The sequence below is a fragment of the Streptomyces sp. AC627_RSS907 genome (assembly GCF_019049165.1).
Genome location: NZ_JAGMUE010000563.1, coordinates 1 through 593 on the forward strand (window position 1 = coordinate 1; position 593 = coordinate 593).

Consider the following 593-nt stretch of genomic DNA (forward strand, 5'->3'; position numbering starts at 1 on the left):
GCCTCGCCGTCGCCGTCGCGGCGCTCCGCTGGTTGCCGCGACAACTGCCGGCGACCCCGCTGGTCCTGTCCACCGGCCCCGGCGCCGCGCTGTTCGGCGCCCTGCTCGGACACTCGGTGCTCGGCGACGGTCACCCCACGGCGACCCTGACGACCTCGCTGATCATGGCCGTCGCCCTGCTGTCGCTCCTCGTCCGCCGCCCCAGCAGGCGGCTGCACCGCTCCGCGGCTGCCTGAGGAGCCGGCGGCACCAGAGCCCGACGGTCCAGCCCGACGACCCGACCCCGACACACACGCCGCGCGCCCCGGCCCCACGGCCGGGGCGCGCCGCTGTGCGGCCGGGCCCCTCACAGGCCGGGAGTCAGGCCGAGAGGCCGAGCGCGGCCATCCGCTTGGTGTGTGCCTCGGTGATCCGCGAGAACATCCGGCCGACCTCGGCCAGGTCGAAGCCGTCGGCCACGCCGCCCACCAGCATCGTGGACAGCGCGTCCCGGTCGGCGACCACCCGCTGCGCCTGCGAGAGCGCCTCGCCCATCAGCCGCCGCGCCCACAGCGCCAGCCGCCCGCCGACCCGCGGGTCGGCCTTGATGGCGG

The 593-nt window shown here is 77.4% G+C and carries 2 protein-coding genes; one reads left to right on the plus strand and one right to left on the minus strand.

The window, feature by feature from the left end; all coding sequences use genetic code 11:
• Nucleotides 1-236 (plus strand): hypothetical protein (locus KUM32_RS37080; protein WP_217146260.1); only part of this gene is annotated, 236 nt, incomplete at its 5' end.
• 124 nt (nt 237-360) lie between these two features.
• Here the strand turns inward: KUM32_RS37080 and KUM32_RS37085 are convergent.
• The coding region (locus KUM32_RS37085) for a ferritin-like fold-containing protein (RefSeq protein ID WP_217146261.1) at nt 361-593 on the minus strand (233 nt) is incomplete at its 5' end.